Origin of the sequence: Roseateles sp., assembly GCF_049240545.1 — a bacterium.
Lineage (GTDB): Bacteria > Pseudomonadota > Gammaproteobacteria > Burkholderiales > Burkholderiaceae_C > Paucibacter_A.
In genome coordinates this window covers 1-5567 of sequence record NZ_JBMLSK010000090.1, presented here as the reverse complement: position 1 = coordinate 5567, position 5567 = coordinate 1, and the positions used below count along the sequence as shown (strand labels likewise).

At 65.2% G+C, this 5567-nt stretch carries 5 protein-coding genes; 4 read left to right on the top strand and 1 reads right to left on the bottom strand.

Annotation, left to right across the window (positions count from 1 at the left end; all coding sequences use genetic code 11):
- Positions 1-462: 462 nt before the first annotated feature.
- Positions 463-1071: a superoxide dismutase family protein gene (locus ACOVRJ_RS06080; protein WP_422042996.1), complete on the bottom strand. Its 609-nt coding sequence runs from the start codon at positions 1069-1071 to the stop codon at positions 463-465.
- Between the two features lie 248 nt (positions 1072-1319).
- Between ACOVRJ_RS06080 and ACOVRJ_RS06075 the strand changes: the two genes are divergently transcribed.
- The 4 genes from ACOVRJ_RS06075 to ACOVRJ_RS06060 form a co-directional block, all read left to right on the top strand.
- Positions 1320-2729: a coniferyl aldehyde dehydrogenase gene (locus ACOVRJ_RS06075; RefSeq protein WP_422042995.1), complete on the top strand. Its 1410-nt coding sequence runs from the start codon at positions 1320-1322 to the stop codon at positions 2727-2729.
- Between the two features lies 1 nt (position 2730).
- A complete protein-coding gene (locus ACOVRJ_RS06070; RefSeq protein ID WP_422042994.1) occupies positions 2731-3249 on the top strand; it encodes a hypothetical protein in 519 nt (172 codons plus the stop codon).
- Entirely contained in the window at positions 3246-4892 is a 1647-nt protein-coding gene (locus ACOVRJ_RS06065) for a GMC family oxidoreductase N-terminal domain-containing protein (protein ID WP_422042993.1), read from the top strand. The genes ACOVRJ_RS06070 and ACOVRJ_RS06065 overlap by 4 nt, the downstream gene beginning before the upstream one ends.
- A gap of 104 nt (positions 4893-4996) precedes the next feature.
- Positions 4997-5567, top strand: a 571-nt coding sequence (locus ACOVRJ_RS06060) for an ABC transporter ATP-binding protein (RefSeq protein WP_422042992.1), incomplete at its 3' end; no start/stop codon positions are given.

Below are 5567 nucleotides of genomic sequence, written 5' to 3'. Positions count from 1 at the left end.
TCGCTGCGCTCGTTTCGTTCAGACATGCGGCGCCAAGTCAGATGTTGAAGCGCGCCGCGCGCTGCCCCAAGTCGCTGCGCTGCTCAGCCCCTCACAAATCGCCCGGCAACGGCCCGGGCTGCCGTGCGCTTGCATGGCGAACGCACTGCCTCAAAACCCTTGCCTAACGCCCACGTCGATTTGACTCGGCCCGCCGACGGGCGATTTGTGCGCGGCCGAGAGCGCAGCGGAGCGGGTCAGGCGCGTGCAGCGCGCATCCACTTCTGACTTGGCGGCACCTGTTTGAGCGCAGTGAGCTTCAGCGAACGGAGCGAGTTTGCCGCCGCTGACCCGCGCAGTGAGCACCGAGGGAAGTCGGCTCGCCAGAGCCGACCCGGGCACCCTGAGCCCGGCGGCGGGCCGAGTCAAAGCGCCCAACTAAGCAGCAATCGGACATCTACCCCAGATCACCGAGCAGCCAATTCATCCATAACGCGCAATCAAACCGCATGCAATCCGCGGCCCGGAGTTGCCGGCGGGCTGCGATTTGTAGTCATCGGGGTTGGCGTGCAAGATCAGCGTGCGGCCGTCGATGCTGCGGTCCCCTGCGGCCAGGGTCAGGCCGTGCAGCATGATTTTCTGGTCGACCATGCCTTGCGCATCGGCGGTAAGGTTGGGCAAATCACCGGCATGGCGCTCGCCGCTTTGCTCGCCGTGCGGCTTGCCATCGGGGTTGAAGTGCCCACCGGCGCTGCTGAAGTCGACGCTGGCGCAAGACGACTTCTCATGCACATGGAAGCCGTGCACGCTCATAGGCTCTAAGCCGCGAATACGCACATGCGCCATCAAATGCCCCTCCATCTGATGAAACACCACCAAGCCTGAAACCTGAGCGCCGGTGGCAGCGGGGGACAAGCTCGCCGCAGCCACCTTGCCCATCATCCCGGCCATGCCTTGATGCATGGATGCCTTCTGCGGTTTTTCCGTCCCGTGTTCATGCACCTTGACGGCACAAGCCCCCAACACCATTGCCCCTGCCACAGCACTCATCAAACGAATGACACGGATCACACGCATAAGCGACGATTTCATCATTGCATCTCCTTGGCTGGCTGTTCGTCTGACGATTGAGTTCAAGCGACACGATAGTCCCGCCCCACGCAAATAGCACGCGCGATCTTCGCTCGCGAGGCCATGCCCCCTAAGTCGCTACTTCGTCCGGCATCCATCCGAGCCCTGTTTTCCTAGACGCCATCCTCTAGCCGAGGGCCAACACCCTTGGCCTGCGGCGGGTTTACGCTTAGCCTAGGAGAACAAGAAGGAACACCTAGGAGACTGCAATGAACCAGACCTTGCAAGAGCGTCTGCATTTGGCGCTGGAGTTGCAGCGTGCGGCTTATCAAGCCGAGATGTACCCCAGCGAAGCCATCCGGCAAGACCGCCTGCAGCGGGTGCGCCATATGACGGCCAAGTACGCCGAGCAACTGGCCGAGGCGATCTCCCAAGACTTTGGCAACCGCGCCCGGCAAGAAACCCTGCTGGCCGATGTGTTCACCGTCGAGTCCGGCGCCAAGCATGCGCAAAAGCACTTGCGCCGCTGGATGCGCCCGCGCCATGTCAGCACCGCCCTGCACTTCTTGCCGGCCAGCAACCAGCTGCTGCGCCAGCCGCTGGGCGTGGTCGGTGTCGTGGCGCCTTGGAACTACCCCTTCTACTTGGCCATGGCCCCAGCCCTGGCCGCGCTGGCCGCCGGCAACCGGGTGATGATCAAGCCTTCGGAGCTGACACCCGCGACCTCGGCGCTGTTGGCCAAGATGGTGGCCGAGTTCTTCGCCCCCGAAGAAATGCAAGTCATCACCGGCGATGCCGAGGTGGGCCGCGCCTTCAGCCAGCTGCCTTTTGACCATTTGTTCTTCACCGGCTCCACCGCCGTGGGCCGCCATGTGGCGCAAGCCGCCGCGCAACACCTGACCCCGGTGACGCTGGAGCTGGGCGGCAAGAGCCCAGCCCTGGTGGACCGCAGCTGCCACCTGCAGCTGACGGCCGAGCGCCTGGCATACGGCAAGCTTTTGAACGCCGGCCAAACCTGCGTGGCGCCCGACTACCTCTTGGTGCCGCGAGAAATGGTCGAGCCGCTGGCGCAAGCCATCCTGCAAGCCATGCGCAAGATGTTCCCCGCGCTGGAGGGCAATGCCGACTACACCCATATCGCCAGCGAACGCCACCGCGCCCGCTTGCAAGGCCTGCTGGACGACGCCCGCGCACGCGGCGCACGCCTGCTGCCCTCGCACGAAGGGCCGCTGAGCGGCCGCGCGCTGACGCCGCATCTGCTGCTGGATGTGAACGATGAAATGACAGTGATGCGCGAAGAGATCTTCGGCCCGCTGCTGCCCATCGTGCCCTATGACCGAGTGGACGAAGCGCTGGCCTACATCAACCGGCACGAGCGCCCACTGGCCCTGTATTGGTTCGGCCAAGACAGCGCCATGCAGCAGCGCGTGATGGAGCAAAGCCATGCCGGCGGCGTCACCATCAATGACTGCATCTGGCATCTGGGCCAAGAAGAACAACCCTTCGGCGGCGTCGGCGCCAGCGGTATGGGAAGCTATCACGGCGAGTGGGGCTTTCGCACCTTCAGCAAAGAAAAGCCGATCTTCAGCCAAGCCCGCTTCGCCGGCACCAAACTCTTCTACCCCCCGTATGGCAAGACCTTCAGCCGCTTGCTGGGTCTGTTGAAAAAGATTGCCTGATATGCAAAGACGCAGCCTTCTCAAACTGGGCCTGGGCGCCGGCGTGGTGCTGGCGGTGGCCGGCGGCGCCGCCGCGCTGCTGATGAAGCCCGGCCTGCATGAGGACAACAAAAAACTGGGCGAACCCGCGCGCCAGCTGATGCGCGCGGTGGCCCTGGCCTTGTTCGACGGCCTGCTGCCGCAAGAGGCCGCTGCCCGCGAGGCGCGCTTGACGCTGCATCTGAGCCAGCTCGAAGCCGGCATTGCCGGCTTCCCGCCAGCCCTGCGGGCCGAGTTGTCGCAAGTCTTGATGCTCTTGGACACAGCCCCTGGGCGCCTGGGCCTGACCGGCTTGTCCAGCGACTGGGCCAAGGCCTCGGTGGCCGAGGTGCAAGCCGCGCTGCAGGCCATGAGCCACTCCAGCCTGAGCCTGCGCCAGCAGGTCTATCACGCGCTGCGCGATCTCAACACGCTGATCTTTTTCAATGACCCGAGCAGTTGGGCGCTGGTCGGCTACCCCGGACCGAGGACGATTCCATGAGCTCGATTGCAGACCCCATCAAAGAAGGCCTGGCGCGCGGCTGGCAAGTCTTTGGCCCTGGACAAAAAGCGCTGCCCGAGCGCATCGACTGCGATGTGGCCATCATCGGCAGCGGCGCCGGCGCCGGCATCACCGCCGAGCTGCTGGCCAAGGCCGGCTTGCAGGTGCTGATCATTGAAGAAGGGCCGCTGAAGTCCAGCAGCGACTTCCGCCAGCGCGAGTCCGATGCTTACTCGCAGCTCTACCAAGAAGGCGGCGGCCGCAAGACCGCCGACCAGGCCATGCCGGTGCTGCAAGGCCGCTGCGTGGGCGGCTCCACCACGGTGAACTGGGCCGGCTCCTTCCGCACCCCGGCCGACACCTTGAACTACTGGGCGCAGAACTACGGGCTCAAAGACATCAGCCCGGCCAGCATGGCGCCTTGGTTCGAGCAGGTGGAGCAGCGCCTCAACATCAGCCCCTGGCTGACCGAGCCGAATGGCAATAACAGCGTGCTTCAGCGGGGTGCGGCAAAGCTGGGCATTCCGGCGCCCGTCATCAACCGCAATGTCAAGGGCTGCTGGAACCTGGGCTCCTGCGGCCTGGGCTGCCCCACCAATGCCAAGCAGTCGATGTTGGTCACCACCATTCCGGCAGCGCTCGATCTGGGTGCGCGCCTCTTGGTGCAGACCCGCGCCGAGCGCTTCAGCTGGGACGGCGAGAAAATCGAAAGCCTGAGCTGCCTGCCGATTCACACGGATGGCAGCGCGGCCGGCCCGGCCTTGCAAGTCAAGGCCAAGCACTATGTGGTGGCCGGCGGCGCCATCAACTCGCCCGCGCTCTTGATGCGCTCGCATTTGCCCGACCCGCATCAGCTCTTGGGCAAGCGCACCTTTTTGCACCCCACCGTGGCCAGCAGCGGCGTCATGCCCGAGGCGGTGAACGGCTGGGCCGGCGCGCCGCTGGCGCTTTACTCCGATCACTTCCTGTACACCCAGCCCTTCAACGGCCCGATCGGCTACAAGCTCGAGACCGCGCCGGTGCACCCCGGCTTTGCCATGACCAATCTCGGCGGACTCGGCCAGACCTTGGTGGACAAGGCCAAAGACTTCCCGCACACCAGCGTCTTGATCGGCCTGCTGCGCGATGGCTTCCACCCGCAAGCCATTGGCGGCACCGTCAAGCTCAAGAGCGACGGCAGCCCGGTGCTGGACTACCCCATCAGCGACTACCTGCTGGACGGCGCCCGCCGCGCTCACCTGACCATGGCCGAGATCCAGTTCGCTGCCGGCGCCAAGAGCGTGCGCCCCGCCCACGACATGGCCAGCGCCTACGGCAGCTGGAAAGAAGCCCAAGCCGCCATCCAAGCCCTGCCCTACCGGCCCTACATCACCACCATTGGCAGCGCCCATGTGATGGGCGGCTGCAATATGGCCGGCTTGGCCGAGCTGGGCGTCGTGCGGCCAGACGGCCAGCATTGGCAGATCGTCAACCTCTCGGTGCACGACGGTTCCATCTTCCCCACCAGCATTGGCGCCAATCCGCAGATGACGGTCTACAGCCAAGCCGCCCGCATGGCGACCGCCTTGGCCCAGCGGCTGAACGGGCGCGAGGTGCGCTTGGTTGAGGCTCAACCAGCCAAGCGCTCCGAACTTCAAACCTAAGGCAAGGCTGCGGCTTCGCTCTCCAAGGCCGACGCCGCCGGCTCTTTCTTGCTGGCTTGATGTCTATCAATGCCTAGCAGGCCGCGCGCTGCGAAGCTGGGCGCATGGGAGCAGAACAACAGCCATCGGCCGAGCCGCCGGTCTTCTTTGCCCGTGGCCTGAGCAAGACTTACGGCACGGGTGATACCGCCGTGCATGCGCTGCGCAGCGTCGATCTGGACGTGGCGCGCGGCGAATTCATCGTGCTGCTGGGCGCCTCGGGCAGCGGCAAATCCACGCTGCTGAACATCCTGGGCGGGCTCGACGTGCCCAGCACCGGCGAGTTGCGCTTTGCCGAGCATCAGCTCAGCGGCGCCAGCGAGGCCGAGCTGACGCGCTACCGGCGCGAGCATGTGGGCTTCGTCTTCCAGTTCTACAACCTGATCCCCAGCCTCACCGTGCGCGAGAACGTGGCGCTGGTCACCGACATCTGCAGCCAGCCGATGCAGGTGGACGAGGCCATCGGCCTGGTTGGACTGTTGCCCCGGGCCGACCACTTCCCGGCCCAGCTCTCCGGTGGCGAGCAGCAGCGCGTGGCCATCGCTCGCGCCATCGTCAAGAAGCCGGATCTGCTGCTGTGCGACGAGCCCACCGGCGCGCTGGACTACCAGACCGGCAAGCTGGTGCTGGAGGTGA

Excerpts from the sequence above, each read along its gene's own strand:
- ACOVRJ_RS06080 (WP_422042996.1), bottom strand. The coding sequence starts at position 1,071 with ATGAAATCGTCGCTTATGCGTGTGATCCGTGTCATTCGTTTGATGAGT.
- ACOVRJ_RS06075 (WP_422042995.1), top strand. The coding sequence starts at position 1,320 with ATGAACCAGACCTTGCAAGAGCGTCTGCATTTGGCGCTGGAGTTGCAG.
- ACOVRJ_RS06070 (WP_422042994.1), top strand. The coding sequence starts at position 2,731 with ATGCAAAGACGCAGCCTTCTCAAACTGGGCCTGGGCGCCGGCGTGGTG.
- ACOVRJ_RS06065 (WP_422042993.1), top strand. The coding sequence starts at position 3,246 with ATGAGCTCGATTGCAGACCCCATCAAAGAAGGCCTGGCGCGCGGCTGG.